The 24,860-nt window shown below is 66.0% G+C and carries 21 protein-coding genes and 1 riboswitch; of the genes, 14 read left to right on the top strand and 7 right to left on the bottom strand.

Features of this window, described 5'->3' with window-relative positions:
* Together thiS and MSIL_RS07225 are read right to left on the bottom strand one after the other, a co-directional pair.
* Window positions 1–198 (bottom strand): sulfur carrier protein ThiS, encoded by a 198-nt coding sequence (gene thiS / locus MSIL_RS07230; RefSeq protein ID WP_012590450.1) that lies wholly within the window; start codon window positions 196–198, stop codon window positions 1–3.
* The gene (locus tag MSIL_RS07225; protein WP_085985892.1) at window positions 167–1,177 is read right to left on the bottom strand and encodes an FAD-dependent oxidoreductase; all 1,011 of its coding nucleotides are present in this window, start codon (window positions 1,175–1,177) and stop codon (window positions 167–169) included. Before MSIL_RS07225 ends, thiS begins: the two co-directional genes overlap by 32 nt.
* A gap of 71 nt (window positions 1,178–1,248) precedes the next feature.
* Window positions 1,249–1,371, bottom strand: a riboswitch (TPP riboswitch).
* A gap of 157 nt (window positions 1,372–1,528) precedes the next feature.
* Between MSIL_RS07225 and addB the strand changes: the two genes are divergently transcribed.
* The 7 genes from addB (at window position 1,529) to glsA (ending at window position 11,706) form a co-directional block, all read left to right on the top strand.
* A complete protein-coding gene (addB, locus tag MSIL_RS07220; RefSeq protein WP_012590448.1) occupies window positions 1,529–4,660 on the top strand; it encodes a double-strand break repair protein AddB in 3,132 nt (1,043 codons plus the stop codon).
* The gene (addA, locus tag MSIL_RS07215; RefSeq protein WP_012590447.1) at window positions 4,660–8,115 is read left to right on the top strand and encodes a double-strand break repair helicase AddA; all 3,456 of its coding nucleotides are present in this window, start codon (window positions 4,660–4,662) and stop codon (window positions 8,113–8,115) included. Before addB ends, addA begins: the two co-directional genes overlap by 1 nt.
* Window positions 8,116–8,214: 99 nt before the next feature.
* Window positions 8,215–8,538: a thioredoxin TrxA gene (gene trxA, locus MSIL_RS07210; RefSeq protein ID WP_012590446.1), complete on the top strand. Its 324-nt coding sequence runs from the start codon at window positions 8,215–8,217 to the stop codon at window positions 8,536–8,538.
* 136 nt (window positions 8,539–8,674) lie between these two features.
* The gene (gene queE, locus MSIL_RS07205; protein ID WP_012590445.1) at window positions 8,675–9,310 is read left to right on the top strand and encodes a 7-carboxy-7-deazaguanine synthase; all 636 of its coding nucleotides are present in this window, start codon (window positions 8,675–8,677) and stop codon (window positions 9,308–9,310) included.
* A gap of 17 nt (window positions 9,311–9,327) precedes the next feature.
* Window positions 9,328–9,684 carry a 6-carboxytetrahydropterin synthase QueD gene (gene queD / locus MSIL_RS07200; RefSeq protein ID WP_012590444.1) on the top strand — a complete coding sequence of 119 codons (357 nt, stop codon included), beginning with the start codon at window positions 9,328–9,330 and terminating at the stop codon, window positions 9,682–9,684.
* 121 nt (window positions 9,685–9,805) lie between these two features.
* On the top strand, window positions 9,806–10,714 hold the full coding sequence (locus MSIL_RS07195) for a transglutaminase family protein (RefSeq protein WP_012590443.1): 909 nt from the start codon (window positions 9,806–9,808) through the stop codon (window positions 10,712–10,714).
* Window positions 10,711–11,706, top strand: a complete 996-nt coding sequence (gene glsA / locus MSIL_RS07190) for a glutaminase A (protein ID WP_012590442.1) — start codon at window positions 10,711–10,713, stop codon at window positions 11,704–11,706. The genes MSIL_RS07195 and glsA overlap by 4 nt, the downstream gene beginning before the upstream one ends.
* Window positions 11,707–11,708: 2 nt before the next feature.
* Here the strand turns inward: glsA and MSIL_RS07185 are convergent, their stop codons facing one another.
* From MSIL_RS07185 to trpA, 5 genes are all read right to left on the bottom strand, one after another.
* Complete coding sequence (locus MSIL_RS07185; protein WP_012590441.1) at window positions 11,709–13,472, bottom strand: PQQ-dependent sugar dehydrogenase; 1,764 nt, start codon at window positions 13,470–13,472, stop codon at window positions 11,709–11,711.
* Window positions 13,473–13,511: 39 nt separating this feature from the next.
* Window positions 13,512–14,489, bottom strand: coding sequence for an NHL repeat-containing protein (locus MSIL_RS07180; protein ID WP_012590440.1), 978 nt, complete (start codon window positions 14,487–14,489; stop codon window positions 13,512–13,514).
* 65 nt (window positions 14,490–14,554) lie between these two features.
* On the bottom strand, window positions 14,555–15,871 hold the full coding sequence (locus MSIL_RS07175) for a bifunctional folylpolyglutamate synthase/dihydrofolate synthase (protein ID WP_012590439.1): 1,317 nt from the start codon (window positions 15,869–15,871) through the stop codon (window positions 14,555–14,557).
* Between the two features lie 23 nt (window positions 15,872–15,894).
* Window positions 15,895–16,761: an acetyl-CoA carboxylase, carboxyltransferase subunit beta gene (gene accD / locus MSIL_RS07170; protein ID WP_012590438.1), complete on the bottom strand. Its 867-nt coding sequence runs from the start codon at window positions 16,759–16,761 to the stop codon at window positions 15,895–15,897.
* Between the two features lie 161 nt (window positions 16,762–16,922).
* Window positions 16,923–17,771 (bottom strand): tryptophan synthase subunit alpha, encoded by an 849-nt coding sequence (gene trpA / locus MSIL_RS07165; RefSeq protein ID WP_012590437.1) that lies wholly within the window; start codon window positions 17,769–17,771, stop codon window positions 16,923–16,925.
* 186 nt (window positions 17,772–17,957) lie between these two features.
* On the opposite strand from trpA, the gene MSIL_RS07160 reads away from it, so the two are divergent.
* The 7 genes from MSIL_RS07160 (at window position 17,958) to fadB (ending at window position 24,860) form a co-directional block, all read left to right on the top strand.
* On the top strand, window positions 17,958–18,218 hold the full coding sequence (locus MSIL_RS07160; protein ID WP_012590436.1) for a type II toxin-antitoxin system prevent-host-death family antitoxin: 261 nt from the start codon (window positions 17,958–17,960) through the stop codon (window positions 18,216–18,218).
* 1 nt (window position 18,219) lies between these two features.
* A complete protein-coding gene (locus MSIL_RS07155) occupies window positions 18,220–18,642 on the top strand; it encodes a type II toxin-antitoxin system VapC family toxin (protein ID WP_012590435.1) in 423 nt (140 codons plus the stop codon).
* Window positions 18,643–18,805: 163 nt separating this feature from the next.
* A complete protein-coding gene (locus tag MSIL_RS22180) occupies window positions 18,806–18,931 on the top strand; it encodes a hypothetical protein (RefSeq protein WP_012590434.1) in 126 nt (41 codons plus the stop codon).
* Between the two features lie 61 nt (window positions 18,932–18,992).
* Window positions 18,993–19,934, top strand: coding sequence for an ABC transporter permease subunit (locus MSIL_RS07150; RefSeq protein WP_012590433.1), 942 nt, complete (start codon window positions 18,993–18,995; stop codon window positions 19,932–19,934).
* Window positions 19,931–21,040 (top strand): ABC transporter permease, encoded by a 1,110-nt coding sequence (locus MSIL_RS07145; protein ID WP_012590432.1) that lies wholly within the window; start codon window positions 19,931–19,933, stop codon window positions 21,038–21,040. The genes MSIL_RS07150 and MSIL_RS07145 overlap by 4 nt, the downstream gene beginning before the upstream one ends.
* Window positions 21,037–22,650 (top strand): ABC transporter ATP-binding protein, encoded by a 1,614-nt coding sequence (locus MSIL_RS07140; RefSeq protein WP_012590431.1) that lies wholly within the window; start codon window positions 21,037–21,039, stop codon window positions 22,648–22,650. The genes MSIL_RS07145 and MSIL_RS07140 overlap by 4 nt, the downstream gene beginning before the upstream one ends.
* A gap of 62 nt (window positions 22,651–22,712) precedes the next feature.
* The gene (gene fadB / locus MSIL_RS07135) at window positions 22,713–24,860 is read left to right on the top strand and encodes a fatty acid oxidation complex subunit alpha FadB (protein ID WP_012590430.1); all 2,148 of its coding nucleotides are present in this window, start codon (window positions 22,713–22,715) and stop codon (window positions 24,858–24,860) included.

Below are 24,860 nucleotides of genomic sequence, written 5' to 3'. Positions count from 1 at the left end.
TTAGCCTCCCTGTCTAGGGCTGACGATTTCGACCGCGTCGCCTTCCTTGATCTTCGTTTGCGCGCGCTGGGTCTTGCGCACGAAACCCCGGTTAAGCGCGGTCGCTACATGACCTTCATCATAATCAAGCTCGTTCAGGAGCGCGGCGAGCGTCGTCGCGGCGACCTCAAGCGTCTTGCCGTTCACTTCGATCTTCATGCAATATCTCCGCAGCGTCGGCGCCGCGCAGCGCGACGTCGACGGCCCGCATCGCCAGCGCCGGCGCCAGCAGAAAGCCGTGCCGGTAAAGGCCGTTCAGATGGATGGTTCGATTGTCGAGTCTTATGCGCGGCAGGTTGTCGAAAAAGGCCGGCCTAACGCCGGCGCCTGTCTCGACGATCTCGGCTTCCGCGAAGGCGGGATGGACGGCATAGGCCGCGCCGAGAAGTTCGAGCATGGCGCGCGCCGTCACCCGGCCTACCTCGTGGTTTTCGATCATCGTCGCGCCGATCATGAAGCGTCCGTCGCCGCGCGGCACGATATAGACGGGGTTGCGCGGATGGATCAGCCGCACCGGGCGCGACAGCCGCACCTCTTTGGTGAAGAGGACCAGCATCTCGCCCTTGACGCCGCGCAGGTCCGGCAGGGCGTCCTTCGCGTCAAAGCCGCGGCAATCGACTGTCCAGTCGACGTCATCTTCGGCCTGCGAGGCGTCGACGCCAAAACGAAGCGCCACTTTGTCCATGGCTTTGAGGCGATCAAATAGGGCCGCGACGGCTGCGCGCGGATCGAGATGCGCCTCGTTCGGAAAAAACAGCGCGTCGTCGAAGCGGCCGGCGAGATCGGGCTCCAGCTCCGCGATCCGCTCCGCGCCGATCCGCTTGAATTCGCGCGTGCGCCGTGAAAAGCGCGTCAGCTCCGGCCGGTCTCGGGCGGGGGCGATGACGAGCGAGCCGCGCTTGAGCGCGACCGGGACGATTTGCGTCCAATAATTGAGCGATTCGATCCCGAGATCGACGACAAGAGGCTCGGCGCTCTCGGCCTCGCACCAGGGCGCGATCATGCCGCCAGCCAGAAACGAGCAGCCAAGCCCCGGCCCCTCGCGGCGCTCGATGAGTTCGACCGCGCAGCCGGCGCGCGCAAATTCAAGCGCCGCGGTCAGGCCGGCGACGCCGGCGCCGATGACACGAATGCGCAGAGGCTTCATCGGCGCGCGCCTTCGCCGCCGGCGAATTTGCCGAAACAACTACGAAGCCAAGGGTTTGGAAAAAACATGAATCTCACCATCCCTACGCCAGTGCGAGCTGGATCAGGTTCGAAGGGTCGCCGGGCCGCTTCTTGTGAGCGTCGCCAGCCTCTCAGCCCCCTGTCGGGGATCCCCTAGGCATCGTTTACAGGTAGGCCCCCACGAAAGCGCCGTCAAGGCGCGCCGACTGCGCCTCTTGGCGGAGGGGGGCGGCAAAGCGCTTGTGGAAAAGCGCGGGCAGCCGGGTAGGATGGCGGGCCGGCGCGCCGCATGATGGCGCACGCGTCGCGACCGGACGGACCTTTGCCAAAAAAAAACGTCTTCACCATCGCGCCCGGGGCGCCATTTCTGAAAACTTTTGCGGAGGCGTTTCTGGATGGACGCGTCGTCGAAGGGTTTTGCGCGGGCGAAAATCCGCTGGAGCTGGCCGAGGCGACGATCTATGTGCCGACGCGCCGCGCCGCCCGCGCGCTCACGGATGAGTTTTTTCGCGCGCTGCCGACAAAGGCGGTGCTGCTGCCGCGCATCCTGCCGCTTGGCGCGCTCGACGAAAGCGAGACGGAGCTCCTTTTCGAGGATGGCGGGGCGGATGAATTTTCGGCGCCCCTCGAACCGCCGCTCGCCATTGGCGAGATCGACCGGCGCATGCAGCTTGCCGAATTGTGTCTCTCCTGGTCGCGCCTGCTGCGGCACGCCATCGTGCGGGTCGAGGCGGACGGCGCCCGCGTCCTCGACGAGCGCGAATCGCTGCTAGTCGGCGCGACCGCCGCGGACGCCTGGGGGCTTTCCGGCGACCTTGCGCGGCTGATCGACGAACTGATCATCGAGGACATCGACTGGGCGCGCCTCGATCCGCTCGCCTCGGAGGGATTCGACGATTATTGGCGCATCACGCTCGATTTTCTCAAAATCGCCATCACGCAATGGCCGCATATTCTGGAGCAGCGCGGTCTTGTTGACCGGGCGCGGCGTCAGGTCTCGCTGATCGAACGGCAGAGCCTCGCCCTGCGCGATGCGCCGGGACTCGGTCCCGTGGTCGCGATCGGCTCCACGGGCTCCAACCGCGCGACCGCGCGGCTGCTTGACGCCATCGCCAGCGCGCCGCGCGGCGCCATCGTGCTGCCGGGCCTCGATCTGAAGCTTGACGAGGCGGCGTTCGCTCTCGTCGCCCGCGCCGCGGACGAGGGCGAGCCGGCCTTCACCCATCCGCAGGCGGCCCTGTGCCGGCTTTTGCGCACCCTCAATATGTCGCGCGACGAGGTGAGGCCGCTTGGCGCTCTTACGAAAGCGCAGGACGCGCGCGAGCGTTTTATCTCCGAGGCGCTGCGCCCAGCGGAGGCGACCGACGCCTGGATCGCCTATCGGCAGGCGATCGATCCCGCGCTGCTTGAAGAAGCGCTGGCGGGCGTGACACTGATCGAAGCCGCGGACGAACGCGAGGAAGCGCTCGCCCTCGCCATCGCCATGCGCCACGCGCTGGAGCGCCCGGACGGAACGGCGGCGCTGGTGACGCCGGACCGCGAACTTGCCCGCCGCGTCGCCGCCGAACTGCTGCGCTGGGGCGTCCGCGTCGAAGATTCGGCGGGAGAGCCGCTTGGCTCCGGCGAGGCCGGATTGCTGGCGCGACTCGTCGCCGCCTGCGCTGCCGACGATATGAGCGCGGCCACCGTCGCCGCGCTGATGGCGCATGGCGCGCTTCGTCTTGGGTTTTCGCGCGAGGAGATCGCGCGGCTCCGCCCGCTGCTTGAGATCGGCGTGCTGCGCGCGGCGGCGGGCGGGAAGCTGCGCGATCCCGCGCGCGCGATCGAACTGGCCGCAGCGCAAGCGGATGGGCCGCACGCGCATCCGGCGCAGAAGCGCATTTTTCCACGCGAATCCGACGCCCTGCGCGACTTCCTCATGCGGCTTGAGGCGGCTCTGCGGCCAATGCTGGAAGCGGGCGGCGAGCGCGATCTCGCCTTCTGGGTCGAGGCGCACCGAACCGCGCTCGCGGCGATCCGCGCCGGCGAGCCCGAAGAGGAGGATTCGGGCGAGGACGGCGAGGCTCTGGCCGCTCTGTTCGAGGAGCTTGCCTTGAGCGCGACGTCGGAAATGCGCTTCGACGCCGAGGCCTATCAGTTTTTCTTCGCGGCCGTCGCTGGCGAGGCGCGCCTCGGCGCCGCCGGCCGGACGCATCCGCGCCTGAAAATCCTCGGCCTCCTCGAAGCGCGGCTGATGGACGTCGATGTGATGCTGCTTGGCGGCCTCGATGAGTCCGTCTGGCCGCCTCAGGCGCGCGCCGACGCCTTTTTGAACCGGCCCATGCGGGCGGCGCTCGGCCTCTCGCCGCCAGAGCGCAAGCTTGGCCAGACGGCGCATGATTTCGTGCAGGCGATGGGCCGGGACAAGGTCGTTTTGAGCCGGGCGGCGAAGCGCGGCGGCGCGCCGACGGTCGCCTCGCGCTTCATCCAGCGGCTCGCCGCGCTCGGCGGTCCGGCGTGGGCGGCCTGCGCCGCCCGCGGCAAAACCTATCTTGATCTGGCGCGGCTGATCGACCGGCCGGCGGCGGCGCCGGCTCCGCTGCGGCGGCCTGAGCCAAAGCCGCCGGTCGCGCTGCGCCCGAACCGGCTCAGCGTCACGAAAATCGAGACGCTGCGGCGCGATCCTTATGCGGTCTACGCCGAGACGATTCTAAAGCTGCTTCCGCTCGATTCGATCGGCCGCACGCCGGGGCCGGCCGAAACCGGCAGCGCGATCCACGCCGCGATCGAGGCTTTTACCGCATCGTTTGGGCCGGGACCGCTGCCGGCGGGGGCGAGGGACACATTGCGCGCCCTGCTGCTCAAGGCGCTGGAGGACAATCTGGCCGATCCCGGCTTTGCCGCTTTCTATGTTCCGCGGCTCAAGCAGATGATCGATTTTTACATGGGTTTCGAGGCGTCAAGGCGCAGCGGGCTCGACGAAATCAGGACCGAGGCGGCCGGCCGGCTCGAATTTTTCCTGAGCGACGGCTCGCCCTTCGCCCTGACCGCGCGCGCCGACCGAATCGAGCGGGCAGCCAGCGGCAAGCTCAGCCTGATTGACTTCAAGACCGGCGCGCCGCCGGGGATCAAGGAAATCGAGGTCGGCTTTGCGCCGCAGCTGACGCTAGAGGCGGCGATGGCCAAGCGCGGCGCCTTCGGCCCTGCGGGGCAGGACGAGATCGACGCGCTTTACGTCAAACTCAACGGGCCGGGCGGCGGCAAGGTCAAGCCCGTCGTCTTCAAGGGGAGGACGGTCGAAGACGTCGCGGACCAGCATTTCGCGCATCTTGTCGAATTGCTGAGCCAGTTCCGCGATCCGGATCGCTCCTACCCGCCGCGCCCCTTTCCGAAATTCGCCAAGGCCTACAACGCCTATGATCACTTGGCCCGCGTCAAGGAATGGTCGGCGGGCGGCGAGAGCGAGGACGCCTGATGGACCTCGCCGCGATTTCGCCGCAGACGCTGCAAAAGCAGCGCGAAGCCTCCGACCCCGCCGCCTCGGTCTGGGTCTCCGCCAACGCCGGTTCGGGCAAGACCCATGTGCTGGCGCAGCGCGTGGTGCGGCTGCTGTTGCAGGGAACGCCGCCGTCGAAGATTCTCTGCCTGACGTTCACCAAGGCCGCCGCCGCCAATATGTCCATGCGCGTCTTCAACACGCTCGCGCGATGGACGGCGCTCGACGATGCGGAGCTGAGGCGGGCGATCGTAGCCACCGGCGCGCCGTCGCCGGACTGGCGCGAGATGCGCGAGGCGCGAAAGCTGTTCGCGCGTACGGTGGAGACGCCGGGCGGGCTGAAAATCCAGACCATCCACGCCTTCTGCGAAAGGCTGCTGCATCTCTTTCCGTTCGAGGCGAATGCGCCTTCGCGCTTCGAGGTCGCCGACGAGGAGCGGCAGGGTGAACTGCTCGCCCGCGCCCGCAACGACGTGCTGGGCAGCGCCGCGGAGGCCGATCACGAGCTTAAAGCGATCGTCGATCGAGTCGCGGGAGAATGTTCCGAATATGGCTTTGCGACGCTGCTCGAACAGGCGCTTCGCCTTCGCGCGCGGCTGCGCGAGGCCTGGCCGAAGGATCACGAGAGCGTTCTGCGCAAGGCGCTGGACGTTGCGCCGGGCCGCGACGTTGCGGCGATCCGGCAGGATATGCTGGAGGGCGGGATCGCGCCTTCGCGCTGGAGCGAACTGGCGGCCTTTCTCGAAACGGGAACCAAAACCGATTGCGATAGGGCGGCCGCTTTCCGCGACGCGGCGGCGCGTCACGCCGCTGGCGACAGTGAGGGTTGCCGCGACGTCTATCTCCAGATCTTTTTTACCGACAAAGGCGAGAAAGCCAAAAGGCTCCTGACCAGAGGCCTCGCGGCGAAAAATCTCGCGATCGAGGCCGCGCTCTACGCGGAACAAGAGCGTCTCGATCGTCTGCGGGCCGAGGAAAAATCGGCCGCGACGCTGGAGCGCTCGGCCGCGCTCGGGCGTCTCGTCGACGCCATCTTCGCGCGCTATCAAAAACTCAAATATGAGCGCGTCATCCTCGACTTCGACGATCTCGTCGCGAAGACGCTGACGCTGCTGGAGCGCTCCGACGCCTCCTGGGTGCTCTACAAGCTCGACGCGGGCATCGACCATATTCTGATCGACGAGGCGCAGGATACAAGCGAGGCGCAATGGCGCATTCTTGAGGGGCTGATGGCCGATTTCGCCGTCGGCCATGGCCGCAATCTTGCGCCGCGAACCTTCTTTGCGGTCGGCGACGAAAAGCAGTCGATCTTTTCGTTCCAGGGCGCAGCGCCGCATATGTTTCACGAGATGCAGCGCAAATTCGAGCGCAAGTTCATCAACGGCGGCGAGCGTTTCTCGCATGTGCGGCTGACCCATTCGTTCCGCTCGGCGGCTGGCGTGCTCGGCGCCGTCGACAGCGTCTTTGGCCGGGCCGAAAGCCAAAGCGGGCTGGTCGCGCCCGCCGACGTCTGGATGGGGCATGAGCCGCTAAAAACTCTTCCGAGCCTTGTCGAGATCTGGCCCTCGGTTGGAGCGGGCGGCAAGGCGGAAAACAGCGATTGGCGCCTCCCGCTCGATTTCCGCGATGAGAGCGACCCTCCGAGCCGCGTCGCAACGCGCATCGCCGAAAAAATCGCGGCGCTCATCGAGCCTCGCTCGGGCGAGCGCGTCCATGACGGCGAGAGCGGCGTTTTGCGGGCCGTCCGCGCCGGCGACATTCTCATTCTTGTGCGCACGCGCGGACCTTTCTTCGAGGCGGTGATCCGGGCGCTGAAGCAAAAGGGCGTTCCGGTCGCCGGCGCCGACCGGCTGAAGCTTGGCGAACATATCGCGGTGCAGGATCTCGTCGCGGCCGGCCGCGCCGCCCTGCTGCCGGAGGACGATCTCAATCTCGCCGCGGCGCTGAAATCGCCGCTGATCGGGCTCGACGACGACGATCTCATCGCCTTGGCGCCGGGGCGTCCCGGCAGTCTTTTTGCGGCCCTTCTTGCGTCACCCGATTCGCGCTTCAGGCCGGCGCGCGAGACGCTCGGCCGATGGCGCGCGCGCGCCGCCGCGCGGCCCTTCGCCTTCTACGCCAGCCTTCTTGGCGAGGATCAGGGCCGGCGCGCCATCGAAGGCCGGCTCGGCGTCGAGGCGGTCGACGCGGTCGACGAATTCTTGCGCCTGGCGCTCGCCCACGAGGCCGAGCCCGCGCCTTCGCTCGCCGGTTTTCTCGCCGATTTCGAGACCGTGCAGCGGGAGGTCCGGCGCGATATGGAGAGCGGCGGCGACGTCGTCCGTGTCATGACGGTCCATGCCGCGAAGGGGCTTGAGGCCAAAATCGTCTTTTTGCCCGATACCTGCGGCGGGCTCTCCGCGCAGCACGATCCAAGCGTCTTTGCGCTGGAGGAAACCCACCTCGGCGCGGCGCCTGTCGTCTGGTCGCCGCGGAAGGCCGAAGACTGCGACAAGGCGGCGGCGGCGCGAAAGCGCCTGCGCGAACTTGCCGAGGACGAATATCGCCGCCTGCTCTATGTCGCCCTGACGCGCGCCGAGGAGCGGATCTATATTTGCGGCTTTCACGGCGCCAAAAAGCCGCCGGAGCTTTGCTGGGCGAATATGATCGAGGCGACGCTCGCGCCGACCTTGCAGCAGGCGCCGGCCTTCTGGAATGTGGAGGAATTTGTTCTGCGGCGGCTATCGCCGGGGGCTGATCTGGCGGTTCAGGAGACCGCGGCGCCGGTAGAGGGAGGAAGCCTCATCGCTCCCGGATGGCTGTCGCGCCGGCTCGATCCGCTGGAAGAGCCGGCGGCGCCAATGCGCCCGTCGAGCGCGCTCGCCGCCTCCGACCGCCGCGCCGACGCCGCGGGACGGCGCGAGGCGCTGCAGCTTGGCTCGCTTACGCACATTTTGCTGCAATATCTCCCCGATCAGCCGGTCGAAGCGCGGGCGCGCGCGGGGCTGGCCTATCTCGCCGTTCGGGCGAAGGGTCTCGACGAAGCGGCCCATGAACGTCTCCTGCAAGCCGCCTTGGCGGTCATCGCCGCGCCGCAGCTTGAGCCCTTGTTCGGTGCGGGCTCCAGGGCGGAGGTCGCCGTCGCCGGCAAGATCGCGCTGCCGGGCGGAGCTTCGGTCGACGTCATCGGCCGGATCGATCGGCTGGGGCTGTCGGAGGGCGAGGTTTGGGTCGCCGACTTCAAGACCGGAGCGCCGCCAGCGCCTGGCGAGGTCCCGCAATCCTATCTGACGCAGATGGCGCTCTACCGCGCGGCGCTGCGGCCGCTTTGGCCGGAACGCCGGCTGCGCATGATTTTGATCTTTACGGAAGGCCCGCAAATCATTGAGCTCGCCGAAGCAGCCCTCGACGCGGCGCTGGCTGCTGTCGCCGCTGCGAAACGCCCGGCTCCTTGACGGGGCGGCGGCGTCTTCTTACGTTAAAATCCGAATCTGGCGGGGACTGTCCCGCCGTAGGGCGGGCGCGCCTGTCGTCGCCCCAAACGAGAGTTGCTCATGTCGTCGACCGTCAAAGTCACCGATGCGAATTTCAAATCCGACGTGGTCGGCGCCGGCGGTCCCGTCGTCGTGGATTTCTGGGCGGAATGGTGCGGCCCGTGCAAAATGATCGGTCCGGCGCTCGAGGAGATCGCCGCCGAGCTAGAGGGCAAGGTGACCATCGCCAAGCTCAACGTCGATGAAAATCCGGGCGTCGCCGGCGCTTACGGCATTCGCAGCATCCCGACGCTGATGCTGTTCAAGGACGGCAAGATGACCTCGACCAAGGTTGGCGCCGCGCCGAAGGGCGAGCTGAAGAGATGGATTTCCGAGGCCATCTGACCTTTCAAATTACCTCTGATCTTCATCCCCGGATCGGGCGAGTGTTGAAGATCATGCTTTAAAAAGCGTGCTTCTTCCGGCAAAAGGACCTCGCGAGAGGTCCTTTTTGCTTTAGAGGCCGCGTTTGGGGACAGGCATGGGCCGCTATGCGGTGAAGGAGATTTTTCCGACCCTGCAGGGGGAGGGCGCCCAGGCCGGGCGCGCCGCCGTGTTCTGTCGCTTTGCCGGCTGCAACCTCTGGTCGGGGCGCGAGAAAGACCGCGCCGCCGCCGCCTGCCCCTTCTGTGATACCGATTTCATCGGAACCGACGGCCCCGGCGGCGGCGTTTTCGGCGGCGCGGAGGAGCTCGCGGGCGCCATCGAGGCGGCCTGGCTTGGCGGACCCGCCGGCCGCTATGTCGTCTTCACCGGCGGCGAACCCTTGCTGCAACTCGACGACGCGCTGATTGCGGCCGTCCACGCCCGCGGCTTTGAAGCGGCGGTCGAGACCAATGGCACGCTTGAGCCGCCCGCCGGCGTCGATTGGCTCTGCGTCAGCCCCAAGGCCGGAGCGCCGATCGTCGTGACCGCCGGCTCGGAGCTAAAGCTCGTTTATCCGCAGGACGATCTTCTGCCGGACGCCCTGAGCGGGCTTCAGTTCGCGCATTTCTGGCTGCAGCCCATGGACGGCGCCAATGTCGACGCCAACACCAAAGCGGCGGTCGCCTATTGCCTCGCCCATCCCGATTGGCGCCTGAGCCTGCAAACCCACAAGCTCATCGGCATTCCCTAAAATAAAGCCTCAACCTTATGAAAATCACTCAGGCCTTCCATTTCGAGGCGGCGCACCGGCTGCCGCATGTCGCCGAGACGCATCGCTGCCACAGGCTGCACGGCCATTCCTATCGCGTCGAACTCGAGCTTCAGGGACCGGTCGATCCTGTGACCGGCTTCGTCGTCGATTTCTTCGATATCGAGGCGGCGTTCGGTCCGCTTCTGGCGCGTCTCGACCACCATTTTCTGAATGAGATCGAGGGTCTCGAAAACCCGACGGCCGAGCTGATCGCGATCTGGATCTTTGAGCGCATCCGGGGACCATTGCCGCAGCTTTCATGCGTAAAAGTGTTCGAGACGCCGGATTGCTGGGCCGAATATGAGGGCGCCTGAAGCCGCATGGCGGCTCGCGCGATTTTTTGTGATTGGCGCGCCGGCCTGATAAAACGAGGCGAAGCGGCCAAGCCGACGGGCCACGCGGCGTCGTCGGCGAAAGCGCCGCGATGAGGGAGCCATGGCCCGAATCAATATCGTCCATACGACGGAATACAGCTATCGCAATCCCGTCGGCCTGACCCGCCATCGCCTGATGCTGCGTCCCCGCGACAGCCACGATCTGCGGCTCAACAGCGTGACGCTTGCGGTTCATCCGACGCCCGCGAAAATGCGCTATGCGCATGATGTGTTCGACAATTCGATCTGCTATCTCGAATGGGCCGAGCCGCTGCGCACGAAAGAGCTCAGCATCGTCTCGACGCTCGACCTCACCCATTATCCGATCGGCGCCGCGCTGCCTGTCTACAGCCTCGATCCGGCGGCGGAGCTGTTTCCCTTCTCCTACGCCTCCGAGGAAGTCCCTGATCTCGGGCGCCTCACCGAGCGGCAGCAGCCGGACCCAAACCGCACGGTTGACGCCTTCGCGCGCCGCTTCGTCTCCGGGCCCGGCGAGACGCGCACGCTGCAGCTCCTGGAAGATATGACGCACGCCATAAAAGCGGAGCTGACCTATGGCGCGCGCCATGAGGAAGGAACGCAAACGGCGGCGCAAACGCTTGAGCTCGGGACCGGAACCTGCCGCGATTTTGCAATGCTGATGATCGAGGCGATCCGCAGCCTCGGCCTCGCCGCGCGTTTCGTCAGCGGCTATCTCTATGACGATCTCACCGGAACGCAGCGCGGCGGCGGCTCGACCCACGCGTGGGTCAGCGTCTACCTCCCGGGCGCCGGTTGGGTCGAATATGATCCGACCAACGGGCTGATCGCCGGCGCCAATCTCGTGCGCGTCTGCGAAACCCGCACGCCGCAACAGGCGCTGCCGGTCGCAGGCGGCTATTTTGGCGAAGCGGCTGACTTCCTTGCCATGAATGTCTGCGTTTCGGTCAGCGCCGCGCCTGTGCCTGTAGCGGCGCAGCGCGCCGGATGAGCCGCGACTCCAACGACGCCGCGGCCGCCTTCGTTTCGACCGGCCGCCTACCGCCCTCGGATCGCGTCGATGCTCTCGTTGAGGAAGCGCATCGCCTGTTCAAGGGCAACGCCGAGGGCGCGAACGCGGACATCTACCCCTCGCTGGCGCGCATGCCGAGCGACCTTTTCGGAGTCGCGGTTGCCGGCGTCGACGGCGCGCTGCATGCAAGCGGCGATTCTTCCCATGAATTCGCGATCATGAGCGTGTCGAAGCCCTTCGTCTTCGCTCTTGTCTGCGATCATCTGGGATTCGAGGCGGCCCGCGAGAGGCTGGGAGTCAACGCCACCGGATTGCCGTTCAATTCGCTCGGCGCAGTCGAACAGAGTCCGACCGGCGCGACCAATCCAATGGTCAATGCGGGAGCCATCGCCGCGACGAGCCTCGTTCCCGGCGCGAGCCTCGACGAGAAATGGGCTTTCATCGCGGAGGGGCTGGCTCGCTTTGCCGGCCGCGCGCTCGTTGTCGACGACGACATTTATGCCTGCGCCCTCGCGAGCAACGCCCGCAACCGGGCAATCGCGCAATTGCTCGAGGCGCGCGGGCGGATCTATTGCGATCCCCTTGACGCCATCGACCTTTATACGCGCCAATGTTGCCTGCAAGTCAGCGCCCTGGACCTCGCGCGGATGGGCGCTTGTCTTGCCGACGGCGGCGTCAATCCGCTGACGAAGCAGCGCGCGGCCAGCGCCGACTCCTGCAAGCGAACGCTGGCGGTAATGGCCAGCGCCGGATTCTATCAGGACTCTGGGGATTGGCTTTACGAGGTTGGCCTGCCCGGCAAAAGCGGGATCGCCGGCGGCGTCGTCGCGGTCGCGCCTGGCAAGGCAGGGCTCGGCGTGTTCGCGCCGCGGCTCGATGATGCGGGCAATAGCGTCAAGGGGCGCCTCGTCGCCCGCTTTCTGTCGGAGCGGTTGGGACTGAGCCTGTTCGCTTCACAGCCTGACGGGTGATCTCAATTGGGGTGGCCGAGCGCCCAGACATAGGCCGCGACCGCGCGAATCTCGGGCTCTGACAGGCTGACGCCGCCCATCGGCGGCATGGCGCCGCCATGTTGCTTCGGCTCCGGCACGCCGTTCGTGATCGTCGTAATGAGCGACTCAAGGCTTCCGTCGCCCCACAGCCAGGTTCCGCTCGTCAGATCGGCGCCGACCGGCGTGCCCTTGCCGTCGGTGCCGTGGCAGCCGCCGCAGGTCGCCCCGGCGATTTCGCCGGCGAAGATGCGCCGACCGAGAGCGACTTCGTCCGGGCTTGCGCCGGGGGGAATCGGCAGCGCCGCCTCGGCGCTTGCGTCGGGATGAACGCCTTCGGGCGGCTCGGCCGCGGCGGCCGTCGCGGCGGCGGAAGCCGGCTCGGGCGCGGCCTCGATCGCCGTGATGTTCGCGCCGCCCTCGAAGGTCACGCGCCAGATGCGGCCGCCCTGATCGTCCGAGATATAGAGCGCGCCGTCGGGCCCGATGGCGAGGCCCGAGGGACGATGTTCGGCTCGGCCGGGCTCTTTGTGCGCCCCGGCGAATCCGTCGGCAAATATCACATAAGGATCAGAGGCCCTGCCGTCGGAGAGCGGCTGAAACACGACATTGTAGCCGCCCTGCGGCCCCGGCGCCCGGTTCCAGGAGCCGTGAAACGCGATAAAGGCGCCGCCGCGATAGGCGGCGGGAAACTGCGCGCCATGGTAGATTTTCATGTCATTCGGAGCCCAATGGGCGGGAAAGAAGGCGACGGGCGGCGTCTTTTCCGCGCAAACGCCGATTTTCTGGCCGCCGTCTCCGCCATATTCCGGCGCCAGCACGAGCTTTTCCTGCTTGTCGTCGAAATAGCATTCGGGCCAGCCGTAATCGGCGCCATGTTTCAGCTCGACCAGAATTTCGGCAGGAAGATTTTGGCCCTCTTCCGGCGTATAGAGGCGCGGCCAATTCTCGGCGAGCTGGTCGCGGCCATGTTGGGTCGCGAAGATCCGGCCCGAGGGGTCGACGGAAAGCCCTTCGGCGTTGCGCAGCCCGGAGGCAAAACGCTCGGCCGGCGAAAAATGCTGATCGCGCTTGTTGGCGTCGTAGCGCCAGACGCCGCCTCGCGTCTCCAGCTCGACGCAAGGGTTTCGTCCGGGCGATAGCGGCATGCGGTTCTTTTCCTCGCAGGCGTTGTCGGCCGAGCCGAGATCGACATAAAGATCGCCGGCGGAGCCGATTGCGAAGGGGTGCATCGGATGATCGCCCGTTACCGGCAGGCCCGAGACGATGGTTTCCGGCTCTTGCTCCGGCGCGCCGCCGATGAGGGCGTAGCGGACGATGCGGTCGTTGATTTCCGCGTAAACCGCGCCCTTGTAGAGCGCAAGGCCTGTCCCGCCATGCCCGCCAGTGGCGACCGTCTCGCCGAAGCGGACGATCTCGTCGGCGCGTCCGTCGCCGTCCTTATCCTTGAGCGCGACGAGAAAGCCGCCTTCCGGCGGCTTGTCGTTCTTGTAGTAGACGCCGCTCCATGTGTTCACATAGACCGTGCCGTCCGGCGCGACGGCGAGCTGCCTGGCGTGGCCGATATTGTCGGCGAAGATCGTCGCGCAGAAGCCGCGCGGCAGCGAGAGGCCGGCCGAATCGCACGCCTGTTTGCGACCGCTTTCGCCTGTTTCCTGCGCTTCGGCCCACGGCGCATAGGCCGCGATAATCAACACCGCCAAGGGCGCTGCATAAAGACTGCTGAGGGTCGCGGCGGGGCGGTTCATCAGCATCATCCTCTTTGTTTTTTGGCGGGGTTTGGACCGTCAGTCGGCGCGCGGCGAGAGCGGCGCGGCGTAAAGCCTGAAGGGCAGCCGCGGACTCTCTCCGCTGCCTGAAAACAGCCCCGGGAGCTGGCCGTCCGTCACAAAAGCTGTCTCGCCGACCTGCGTCACGCTGGTCGGCGCGCCGAACCCGTCTGCGATCGTCTCGATCCTGGCGCTGTCGCCGGACACCGTCACGCGATCGAGCTTTCCGTCGCCTTCGATCATCAGGAAGTGGCTTTGATCGAGCCGCCGCAGCGCGTCAGGCGTCGTCAGCGGCCGCGACGTCTGCAGCCGCGTGATCTTGGCCGGCGCGCCGCCTTTGACGTCGATGCGGAACAATTCGCCCGGCGTGAAGGTGTTGACATAGAGATTACCGTCGCCGTCGAAGGCGATCCCATCGAGGCCGCCGCCATTTTTGGGCGGCTCGAAAAGGGAGTCGCGCAACCACACCTCGAGCCGGTCCCGAGCGCGGTCGAGTTTCAGGATTTCAGGGGCGAAAGTGTTGGTCACATAGACCGCGCCGCCGGGACCGATCGCGATGTCGTTACAGAGGGTGTGCTCGCCGGGCAGCCGGGCGCTTGTCTTTGGCGCCCCGGTCGTGAGGTCGAAGCCTTTCAGGAAGCTGCCCTCGACCTTGCTCGGTCCGGGCGTATTCAGCATCGAGGCGTCGTTGGAGCATACCCACAGGGTGTTCGATGCGTCGTCGGCGAGCACGCCGAAGATCGATCGGCTGCCAAAGGCTCCGGGCTCGATAAAAGATTCGGCTTGGCCCGCCTCTTGGGGGATTCGCATGACGCCGCCCTTGGCGACGCTGCCCACAAAGAGCGTCCCATCGGATTTCGAGGTGATGCTTTCGGGATAGACGTCGGCCCCGGGAAGGTCGATCGTCGCTGGCGCCGCGGGGGCGGGCAGAGGGGCGCCGATAAGGAGGACGAAGGCTAGGCAGAGCGCGCGGCGGCTGGAAAACTCCTGGCGCATATCGGTTCTCCTGCCGCTTTTGCGTAGCGCTGTGTATTAACGTTTTGCATAGGCTGAAAACGCGCTCAAGCGGGCGGCGTTCCGTTTAAAAGCAAAGCTTCGCCGGCGAGATAAAGGCTGCCGGCGATCAGGATGCGGGGCGGCTGACGCCAGTGCTGGACCGCGAGGAAACGCAGCGCGGCCTCGATGCTCTCGGAGGCGACCGCTGGCAGGCCAACTTCGCTTGCGGCGGCGGCGACGTCACGCGCGGGCTTGCCATAATGCTCGGCCTCGACGGGAACGGCGATCACCTGCTGGGCGAGTCCCTTGAAGGAGCGCAGAAAAGCGCCGGTGTCCTTTGTCGTCAACGTGCCGCAGATGATGACGAGCGGGCGTTCGCTCTTGTCGGCGAAATCCGCCATGGCTTCGGCGATGGCGCGGCCGCCGTCTTCATTGTGGCCGCCGTCGATCCAGATTTCGGCGCCTTTCGGGCCAAGCGCGGCGATCCGGCCCTTGACCAGATTTTGCAGGCGCGCCGGCCAATCGACCTCGATGAGGCCCCGCTCATAGACCTTCGCATCAAGCTCCGGCTCGATCAGCCGCGTGACGGCGATGGCGGTTGCGGCGTTCTGGTGCTGGTGGCGGCCGAGAAGCCGGGGCAGCGGCAGATCGATGAGGCCGCGTTCATCCTCGAAGATGAAGCGGCCATGCTCCTCCCGCGCCGAATAATCGCGCGAGGCCGCCGTCACCGGCGCGCCTTTTCGCGCCGCCTCCATGCGCAGCACGGCAAACGCCCGTTCATCCTGCGCGCCGAGCACGGCGGGAACGCCCGGCTTGAAAATGCCCGCCTTCTCATAGGCGATCTTCTCGATTGTCGAGCCGAGAAATTCCGGATGGTCGATTGAGATCGAGGTCACCACCGTCGCCAGCGGATCGGAGATCACATTGGTGGCGTCGCCGCGCCCGCCAAGACCGACTTCGAGCAGCAGATAGTCGGCCGGCGCTTCGCTGAAGATCTTGAAGGCGGCGGCTGTCGTGAACTCGAAGAACGTGATCGGCGCGCCGGCGTTGACCTCCTCGCAATGGCTGAGGGCGTCGAACAATTGGGCGTCGCCGACGAGTTTGCCGCCTCCGGCGGCGCCGAGCCGGATCCGCTCGTGGAACCGCACAAGATGCGGCGAGGTGTAAACATGGACGCGCCGGCCCGCGGCCTCAAGGATCGCCCGCATGAAGGCGATGGTCGAGCCCTTGCCATTGGTGCCGGCGACATGGATGACCGGCGGCAGTTTCTTTTGCGGCGAACCCAGCGCGACGAGCAGCCGCTCCATCCGCCCGAGCGTCAGCTCGATGTCTTTCTTGTGCAGCAGATAAAGGCGCGCCAGCAAGGCGTCGAGGGGTGTCATGGCGGCGCGCGTTCCGGACAGGTTCAGGCGGCCTCAGAGGCGCGCGGCGTGCGGGTCAGGATCGAGCAGAGGCGGGCGAGCGTCGCGCGCATGTCCTGGCGCTGCACCACCATGTCGATCATTCCGTGCGATTCGAGATATTCGGCGCGCTGGAATCCTTCCGGCAGCCGCTCCCGGATGGTCTGTTCGATCACGCGGGGGCCAGCGAAGCCGATGACGGCGCCGGGTTCGGCGATGTGGATGTCTCCCAGCATGGCGTAGGAGGCCGTGACGCCGCCGGTCGTCGGATTGGTCAGGACGACGATATAGGGCAGGTTCGCCTCGCGCAGGCGCTGCACGGCGATGGTCGTGCGCGGCATCTGCATCAGCGAAAAAATGCCCTCCTGCATGCGGGCGCCGCCCGAGGCGGTGAAGATGATGAAGGGCGCGCGGCGGTTCAACGCCGTCGTCATGCCGGTGATGATCGCCTCTCCGGCGGCCATGCCGAGCGATCCGGCGAGAAAATCAAAATCCTGGATCGCGGCGACGATCTCCATGCCCTCCAGCCGGCCGGCGGCGAGCTTGACGCAGTCCTGCGCCTCGGTTTTGGCGCGATATTCCTTGAGCCGGTCGGTGTAGCGCTTGACGTCGCGGAATTTCAGCGGATCGACCGGCGCCTCGGGCGTCGGCAGATCTTCGTAGATCCCTTCGTCGAACAGATTGGCGAGCCGCGCCTTGGGGCTGAGCCGCATATGATAGCCGGAGCCGGGCACCACGAAGAGATTGGCCTCGAGGTCCTTGTGGAACACGAGTTCGCCGCTCTCCGGGCATTTGACCCAGAGATTTTCCGGCGTCTCACGGCGAAGGAACGACCTGACCTTGGGCGGCACGACGTTGGAGATCCAGTTCATTGACCATCCTGATGCGGCGCGAAGGCGCCGTCACACACTGTCTGCGGCCCCGCCGGCGAGACCCTCGGCTCAGCCTGTCGGGACCTGGAGCTATTTAGGGGCATAAGGACCCGTTTGCGACAGAAATATAATCGTGGGCCGGAACGGAGCGCGCCGGCCCCTCAAGCCGGCGCCCGCGCAGCGGTTCGGACGCCGCCGGCAAGATCTTCGACGAGCTTCGCCACTGCCGGGACCGTGCCGGGGGTCGCGCGGCCCTCGGCGTCGAGCGAGCCGCGCAGCGCGTCGACGATCGCCGATCCGACCACGACCCCGTCGGCATGGGCTGCGATCGCCGCGGCGTCGGCGGCGGTCTTGACGCCGAATCCGACCGCGACGGGCAGTCCGGTATGGCGCTTGATCCGCGCGACGGCGCTCGCCGTCGCCGAAAAATTCGGCGTCGCTGCGCCGGTCGTGCCGGTGATCGAGACATAATAGACAAAGCCGGAGGTGTTCGCGAGCACGGCCGGGAGGCGGGCGTCGTCGGTCGTCGGCGTCGCGAGACGGATGAAATTGAGCCCCGCGGCCAGCGCCGGCAGGCAAAGCTCGGAATCTTCTTCCGGCGGAAGATCGACCACGATCAGCCCGTCGACGCCCGACTCTTTCGCGGCCTCGAGAAAGGCGTCGACGCCATAGACGTAGATTGGATTGTAATAGCCCATCAGCACGATCGGCGTCGTTTGATCCTCGCCGCGGAAGTCGGCGACGAGCTTTAGGGTTTTTGCCAGAGTGGCGCCCGCCGCAAGAGCGCGGAGGCCGGCGGCCTGGATCGCCGGCCCGTCGGCCATTGGGTCGGTGAAGGGCATTCCGACCTCGATCACATCGGCGCCGGCTTTGGGCAGCGCCTTCAGGATATCGAGGCTCGTCGCCAGATCGGGATCGCCCGCCATGACGAAGGCGACGAGCGCCGCGCGGCCCTCGACAGCGAGGTCTTTGAAGCGGCGGTCGATACGCGTTGAAGAAAAATTGTGCATGGGTTTCGCGTTCTGAGCCGTCAGGGCGCGCCCGAGGCGCATGGGAACGCAGGGCAATAGAGGATTTTTCGCATGTGGGAAAGTGTCGGGCGCTCTTGTTCGCGGACGTGGACCCATGATATTCTAGTCAGAATGACTAGAACTGATCAGCCAGGCGCCCCTCGTCCCAAAGCATCCCGACGCGCTTTGCCGCCGGGCTATTGGCTGCTGCAGGACGCTAAGGCGCGGTTCAGCGAATTGGTGCGCCGCGTGCGCAGCGAGGGGCCGCAGCATGTGACAATCCACGGGCGCGAGGAAGTCGTGGTGGTCTCCGTGGAGGAGTTCCGCCGCCTCAAGGGCGAACGCGGCGGCGAAGCGCTGATCGCCGCGATGGCCGCCTCTCCAAGCCGCGACATCGGCCTTGGCTCCACGCGCGCGCCTATGCCGGTGCGCCCCGTCGATTTGTGATGTGACGACATTTCTGCTCGACACCAACATCCTCTCCGAGCTGCGGCGCCCGAAGCCAGAACCCAAGGTGGTGTCCTTTATTGCCGCGCAGCCGCTCGAAAATCTTTACGTCAGCACAGTGACCTTCGCAGAAATCCGCTTTGGCATCGAGCTTGTCGCGGACGTCGGTCGGCGTTCGGCGCTCAATACATGGTTGGAGCAAAACCTGCGGCCGATGTTCGACCAGCGAGTCCTGCCGGTTACCGAAGACGTCATGTTCAAATGGCGCCTTCTGGTGGAGGAAGGACGCAAGGCGAGACATACATTTTCGCAACCGGACCTCATCATCGCGGCGACAGCCCTTTGCCACGGCCTCACAATTCTCTCCCGTGATACGAGCGACTATGAGCGCGCCGGCGCTCCCGTCGTTGATCCGTGGCGATAGCGCCGAGTCCACGCCGTCGCCGGGGTTGACTTGCGAACCACCGACAAGATTCTTTTGCGGCGCGGGGTTTGTTTGACTTCACGGACGCCCGGGCCGGGCGCATTATGACGCCGGCGTTTGCAACGCATCCTAACGCAAACTCGGCCAGCCTCGGAACCATAAGATGACCCCGCCGCCAGTCACTCCGGTTCCGCTTCTCGACTATCCCGACGCCTCGGTCACGGATTATCGCTTTGCGATCAGCCCGGGTGGGACGCAGGTCATCTTCGAGCGCTCGGTAGAGGCGTGACTCGGAAGCGGGAGGCATGATCCAAATTCTATCGTCCGCCTCGCGTTTTCGCCGCTGACCCATGCCGCAGCGCGCGCTTTCCCGTATCTTGGCCGCCGCCGCGACGCTCTTCATCGTGATCGCGCTGTCGTTCTTTCTGATGCGGCTTGCGCCGGGCGGCCCGTTCGATTCCGAGCGTCCGCTCGATCCGAAAATCGCCGAGAATCTGCGCCGCATCTACCGCCTCGATCTGCCGCTCTGGCGTCAGTTTCTGTTCTATCTGCAAAGTCTCGCGCAGGGCGATTTCGGGCCGAGCCTGCATTGGCGCGATTTTTCGGTAAATGAGTTGTTCGCCCATGCGTTGCCGATCTCGATGCGGCTTGGCGCGGAAGCATTGATCGTCGCGATGCTGGTCGGCGGCGCGCTCGGGATCATCGGCGCCTCCCCCAGCGCGGAGCTGCGCCAGAAGCTTGGCGCCTTCGCCGTCGACGCCGCAGCGCTGATCGGCGTCATCTTGCCGGCCTTCGTCATTGCGCCGTTGATGCAGCTTCTGTTCGGCCTGACATGGCGCATCCTGCCTGTCGGCGGCTGGGAGGACGGCGCCTGGCGCAACCAGATCCTCCCCGTCGCGACGCTCGCCTTGCCGCAGATCGCGATCGTCGCGCGGCTGATGCAAACATCCTTGCGCGACGTTCTGGCCGAGCCGCATATCCGCACGCTGCGCGCCTTCGGATTGCCGCCCCGCCACATCTACGCCCACGCGCTGCGCGCCGCGATTCTGCCGACCCTGTCCTATCTCGGCCTTGCCGCCGCCAATCTGTTGACCGGTTCGGTGATCGTCGAAACCATCTTCGGCATTCCGGGCATGGGACGCTATTTCGTCGATGGCGCGCTTGGCCGCGACTACACGCTGGTCATGGGAACCGTGGTCGTCGTCGCTGCGCTGGTCATCGCCTTCAATCTTCTCGTCGATCTCGCCTATGCCTGGCTCGATCCGCGCGTCGCGGAATCGGCGTCAGGATGAGCAGATCTATTCTGCCTTCCCTGTCGGGCGCCAATTTCTGGCAGCGGATTCCCGCGAGCGCCATGCTGCTCATCTTGATCGCGCTCGCCTGTATTTTCGGCCCTTTATTCACGCCGCATCCATTCGATCGCGTCTATCCGGATTATGTGCTGGCGCCTCCCTCGCTGGAGCCGCGTCCGAACGCGGAAGAAACGCGCGAGGCGGTCGAGGAGCTCGCCGCGCGGCTCGGCGCCAAAATAGTGTCGTTTGAACCAACAGGCGACAACGTCATCGCAAAATTCTCAAGCGACCGGACCATTGACGCGGCGGCTCTCGCGGCGCTGCCGCGCTCGGACAGGATTGGACCGCCGCGCCTCGTCTCCAGCGGCCACGACGACCAAAAAATCAGCCTCTCCATTCCCTTGCTGCGAACAATGTTTCCTTTTGGCGCCGACGCCAATGGCCGCGACCTCTTGACCCGGACATTGATCGCGGGGCGCGTCTCCCTCGCGGTTGGCTTGCTCGCCTCGCTGGTGGCGCTCGTCATCGGCGTTCTCTATGGCGCGATTGCCGGCTATGCCGGCGGGGCCGTCGACGCTTTGATGACGCGCATCGTCGAAATCATCTACGCGCTGCCCTTCATCTTTTTCGTCATCGTGCTTGTGATGGTGTTCGGGCGGCATTTCGTGCTGATCTTCATCGCCATCGGCGCGGTCGAATGGCTCGACATGGCGCGCATCGCGCGAGGACAGACGCTCGCCATCAAGGAGAAGGATTATGTCGCCGCCGCGCGCGCCTTGGGGGCGAGCCCTGCCGCGATCATCCGGCGCCATATTCTGCCCAATGCGAGCGGCCCGATCATCGCCTATCTGACGCTGCTTCTGCCGCGCGTCATATTGCTCGAAAGCTTCATTTCCTTCCTCGGTCTCGGCGTGCAGGAGCCTCTGGCGAGCTGGGGCGTATTGATCGCCGACGGCGCCCGCAACATTCAGGGCGCGCTCCACCTACTCTTTTTTCCGGCGCTGTTTCTCGGCGCAACGCTCGGCGCCTTGCAGAGTTTTGGCCAATATCTCCAGGCGATCTTTACCGACGCGGCCGGCTTCGGCGAGGAGAGCGAGCCGCGATGAGCGAGCCGCCCCTGCTCGAATTCTCGAACCTCAGCGTCTTTTATGGCGCGCGCACAATTGTCGATAACGTCAGCTTCGCTCTGGCGCGCGGCGAAACGGCGGCGCTCGTCGGCGCTTCGGGCTCCGGCAAAAGCCAGACGGTTCTCGCCGCCTTGCGGCTCCTCCCGCCGCAAGCGCGGGCGTCCGGCCGTGTCGCCTTCGAGGGCGAAGACCTTTTGAGTCTGCCCGAGCGCCGCCTCAACGCGATACGCGGCCGGCGCGTCGCGATGATTTTTCAAGAGCCGATGTCGGCGCTCGACCCGCTGTTTACGGTCGGCTCGCAGATCGCCGCCGTGCTGCGCCTGCAGGCCGGGTTTTCGCGCCGCCAAGCGCTGACGCGGGCCGCCGAGCTCCTTGACCTTGTCGGCATCGATGCGGCGAAGGAGAGGGTCGGCGCTTTTCCGCATCAGCTGTCGGGCGGCCAGCGGCAGCGCGTTTCGATCGCGATGGCGATTGCTTGCGAGCCCGACGCGCTCATCGCCGACGAGCCGACGACGGCGCTCGACGTCACCGTCGCCGCGCGCATCCTGGATCTTCTGGGCGAGCTCCGCGCGCGGCTCGGGCTCGCCATGATCTTCATCAGCCATGATCTGCAACTGGTGCGCCGTCTCGCAAGCCGCGTCTATGTGATGGAGGCCGGCTGCATCGTCGAGGCCGGCGCGACGGAAGCTGTTTTCCGCAACCCGCAGCACGCCGCAACGCAGGGGCTGGTCATCACCCCGCCGTCGCCGCGCGCGCCGCGCCAAGGTCCGGCGCCGGAAATTCTCAACGTCGAGAATCTTGGCGTCGCCTATAAGCTCCGCGGCGGCTGGTTTGGCGGGCGAGGCGAGGTCAAAGTGCTGGAAGATGTCAGCCTCAGCCTTAAGCGCGGACGAACGCTCGGGATCGTCGGCGAGTCGGGCGCCGGCAAATCCACGCTCGGCCGGGCGATTTTAAGGCTCGTCCCGGCCAGCGGCATTATCCGCTTCGAGGGGCGCGACATCGGCGGCCTCGATGAGGCGGCGCTGCGTCCGCGGCGCCGCGCCATGCAGATGGTGTTTCAGGACCCCTATGGGGCGCTCTCGCCGCGCATGCGTATCGGCGACATCGTGTCGGAGGGCCTGCTGATCCATGAGCCCGCCATTGCGCGGCGCGCGCGCGACGTGAGGGCTGCGCAGGCGCTCGAAGAGGTCTCGATCGACCCCGCCCGGCGCGACCGTCCGCCGCGCGAGTTTTCCGGCGGCCAGCGTCAGCGGATCGCCATCGCGCGGGCGATCATCCTGCGGCCGCGCCTCGTCGTGCTCGACGAGCCGACCTCGGCGCTCGACCGCGCGACGCAGATGGATATTTTGCGGCTGCTGCGCGATCTGCAGGAGGCGCATGGCCTCGCCTATATTCTGATCAGCCATGATTTGACGGCGATCAGAGCGATGGCCGACGATATCGCCGTCATGAAAAGCGGCCGCATCGTCGAGCAGGGCCCCGCCGCGGAGATCCTGGGCAGCCCGCGCGATCCCTACACGCGATTATTGATCGAGGCCCATTTTGACACGTATGGCGCGCGGCGGGATTTTTCGTCCCGCCGCTGCTAAGACGAAGCCGTTATGCTATTGGATGTGCGAACGATTGAGGCGACACAAATTTCGGGTGCGACATGATTTTTGACGGCGAGACGATCCGGGTCGAAGCGCTCGGCGGGGGGCTTTTCGAGCTGCGCTTTGATCGGAAGGGAGAGGCCGTCAACAAGCTCGACCGCCTGGCCTTCAGCGAACTGGCTCAGGCCGTTGACGCCCTCGTCAAGACGCCGGGTCTTGAGGGCGCGCTCATCACCAGCGCCAAGGACGCCTTTATCGTCGGCGCGGATATTTTCGAGTTCGTCGACGTTTTCCAGCGCGGCGAGGCGGAAGTCGCCGAATTCGTCGCGGCCAATGCGAAGATCATCACGGCGCTGAGCGATCTGCCCGCGCCGACGGTCGCCGCCATCAACGGGCTTGCGCTCGGCGGCGGCTTCGAGGTTGCGCTCGCCGCCGATTATCGCGTCATCGCCGACGCCGCGAAGGTCGGCTTTCCCGAGGTTACGCTCGGCATTTTCCCCGGATATGGCGGCACGGTGCGGCTGCCGCGCCTGATCGGCCTTGTCGAGAGCGCCAATTGGATCATCTCCGGAACGCCGCGCTCCGCCGCCGTCGCGCGAGATCAGGGGGCGGTCGACGCCGTCGCCGCGCCCGACTCCCTGTTCGAGACAGCGTTGGCGCTGCTGAAGCAGGCGGCCGCGAATCCTGGCGAGTGGCGCAAGCGCCGCCGCGAGGGAGAGCAAAGCCTCGGCATGAGCCAGGAAACAATCGCCGATTATCTCACCGGTGCGAAAGTCGAGGCGGCGCGGGCGCTGCCGCATTATCCGGCCGCCCATGACGCGGTGCAATTGCTCGAAGCCGCGGCCGGGCTCGCCCGCGACGAGGCGCTGGCGCTCGAGGCGAAGACTTTTGCGCGGACTGCGCGTTCGCAGGCGGCCGCCTCGCTGGTCGGCAATTTCGTCAACGAGCAGGCGCTGAAGAAAATCGGCAAGACATACGCCAAGACGGCCGCGCCGGTGCGCAAGGCGGCGGTCCTCGGAGCGGGCGTCATGGGCGCGGGCATCGCCTATCAGAGCGCCGTGCGCGGCGTGCCCGTGCTGCTGAAGGACGTCTCGCAAGCTGCGCTGGAATCCGGCATGGCGCACGCCGAACAGCTCCTCGACAAGCTGGTCGAGCAGGGAAGAATGCCGCAGGATCGCGCCGACGCGGTCGCGCGCTCGATCAAGCCGACCGAAAGTTTCGACGATTTTTCGGATGTGGATGTCGTCGTCGAGGCGATCATTGAGGATATCGCCATCAAATCGTCCGTCTTCCGGCAAGTCGAAGCGTCGACCGACGCAAAGACGATCCTCGCCTCGAACACCTCATCCCTGCAGATCGCCGACCTGACCCACGGCCTCGCGCGGCCGCAGAATTTCATCGGCATGCATTTCTTCAATCCCGTGCCGAAGATGGCGCTGGTCGAGGTGGTGCGCGGACCGAAAACCTCCGAAGCAGCGGTCGCCACCATCGTCGGCTATGCGAGCGCGATGGGCAAGACGCCCGTCGTCGTCGGCGATTGCCCCGGCTTCGTTGTCAACCGCGTGCTGACGCCCTATCTCATCGCCTTTCTGCAACTGGTGCGCGACGGCGTCGATTTCCGCCAGATCGACAAGGTGATGGAAGCCTTCGGCTGGCCGATGGGGCCGGCCTATCTCATCGACGTCATCGGCCTCGATATTTCGCATCACGTGGTCGAGATCGTCTCGGCCGGCTTCCCGGAGCGCATGGTCGCCGCGCACCCCTCCGCCATCGACGCACTGAAGGCCGACGGACGCCTCGGCCAGAAGAACGGGCGCGGCTTTTATCTCTATACGAAGGACGCCAAGGGGCGCCCGCGCAAGGAGACCGATCCCGCCGTCGCCGCGCTGCTCGCCTCCGTCCAGCCGCAAGGCGAAAGCTCCCTGCCGGATGCGGATATTCTCGAGCGCATGATGATCCCCCTGATTCTTGAAGCGGCGCGCTGCTTCGAGGATGGCGTTGCGGCGAGCCCCGGCGAAACCGACATGTGCCTCATCCTCGGGCTTGGCCTGCCGCGTTATCTTGGCGGCGCGCTGCGCTACGCCGACTGGCTGGGGCTGAAGAAGATTGTCGAGACCGCCGGCAAATGGCAGTCGCTTGGCGAAATCTACCGGCCGAGCGAGAAATTTTCGGCGCTGGCGGCGAGCGGCAAGGGATTTTATGGGTAG

Source organism: Methylocella silvestris BL2 (assembly GCF_000021745.1).
GTDB lineage: Bacteria > Pseudomonadota > Alphaproteobacteria > Rhizobiales > Beijerinckiaceae > Methylocapsa > Methylocapsa silvestris.
This window is presented reverse-complemented; position numbering and strand designations above follow the sequence as displayed.

Coding starts and splice junctions, on each gene's coding strand:
- thiS (WP_012590450.1), bottom strand. CDS start 198: ATGAAGATCGAAGTGAACGGCAAGACGCTTGAGGTCGCCGCGACGACG.
- addA (WP_012590447.1), top strand. CDS start 4,660: ATGGACCTCGCCGCGATTTCGCCGCAGACGCTGCAAAAGCAGCGCGAA.
- trxA (WP_012590446.1), top strand. CDS start 8,215: ATGTCGTCGACCGTCAAAGTCACCGATGCGAATTTCAAATCCGACGTG.
- queE (WP_012590445.1), top strand. CDS start 8,675: ATGGGCCGCTATGCGGTGAAGGAGATTTTTCCGACCCTGCAGGGGGAG.
- queD (WP_012590444.1), top strand. CDS start 9,328: ATGAAAATCACTCAGGCCTTCCATTTCGAGGCGGCGCACCGGCTGCCG.
- MSIL_RS07195 (WP_012590443.1), top strand. CDS start 9,806: ATGGCCCGAATCAATATCGTCCATACGACGGAATACAGCTATCGCAAT.
- glsA (WP_012590442.1), top strand. CDS start 10,711: ATGAGCCGCGACTCCAACGACGCCGCGGCCGCCTTCGTTTCGACCGGC.
- MSIL_RS07185 (WP_012590441.1), bottom strand. CDS start 13,472: ATGAACCGCCCCGCCGCGACCCTCAGCAGTCTTTATGCAGCGCCCTTG.
- MSIL_RS07180 (WP_012590440.1), bottom strand. CDS start 14,489: ATGCGCCAGGAGTTTTCCAGCCGCCGCGCGCTCTGCCTAGCCTTCGTC.
- MSIL_RS07175 (WP_012590439.1), bottom strand. CDS start 15,871: ATGACACCCCTCGACGCCTTGCTGGCGCGCCTTTATCTGCTGCACAAG.
- accD (WP_012590438.1), bottom strand. CDS start 16,761: ATGAACTGGATCTCCAACGTCGTGCCGCCCAAGGTCAGGTCGTTCCTT.
- trpA (WP_012590437.1), bottom strand. CDS start 17,771: ATGCACAATTTTTCTTCAACGCGTATCGACCGCCGCTTCAAAGACCTC.
- MSIL_RS22180 (WP_012590434.1), top strand. CDS start 18,806: ATGACCCCGCCGCCAGTCACTCCGGTTCCGCTTCTCGACTATCCCGAC.
- MSIL_RS07150 (WP_012590433.1), top strand. CDS start 18,993: ATGCCGCAGCGCGCGCTTTCCCGTATCTTGGCCGCCGCCGCGACGCTC.
- MSIL_RS07145 (WP_012590432.1), top strand. CDS start 19,931: ATGAGCAGATCTATTCTGCCTTCCCTGTCGGGCGCCAATTTCTGGCAG.
- MSIL_RS07140 (WP_012590431.1), top strand. CDS start 21,037: ATGAGCGAGCCGCCCCTGCTCGAATTCTCGAACCTCAGCGTCTTTTAT.
- fadB (WP_012590430.1), top strand. CDS start 22,713: ATGATTTTTGACGGCGAGACGATCCGGGTCGAAGCGCTCGGCGGGGGG.